Source organism: Pseudoalteromonas sp. RB2-MNA-CIBAN-0110 (genome assembly GCF_040309305.1).
Taxonomy (GTDB): domain Bacteria; phylum Pseudomonadota; class Gammaproteobacteria; order Enterobacterales; family Alteromonadaceae; genus Pseudoalteromonas; species Pseudoalteromonas arctica.
The window spans coordinates 1-239 of the sequence record NZ_JBEOOQ010000317.1 but is presented as its reverse complement, the minus strand read 5'-3'; the positions used below and the strand labels follow the sequence as shown (position 1 = coordinate 239).

General features: G+C 48.1%; 1 pseudogene. It reads left to right on the top strand.

Features of this window, described 5'->3' with window-relative positions:
- Nucleotides 1-239, top strand: a pseudogene (locus AAEY68_RS21650) (DUF2804 family protein); the annotation flags it as partial.

The window sequence follows — 239 nt, the reverse complement described above, 5'->3', positions numbered from 1 at the left end:
ACCCAAACGCAATGGCTAACGCCATTCGGGTTTGGCTGCCAGCTAAGTGACTCTCCTAAGCGTGGGCGCGCCGAAATTGGCCGTAAACACAAAGGTATTGTTATCAATATTGTCGACGGACAATGGCAAGTCGAGATTAACCTTGCAGACATACAAGCCAATTTACGTATTCAACCTGCGCCGTTGAGTTTACCCATCAGTTTGTGTACCCCAACGGGTTATAACGGTTGGACCTATAC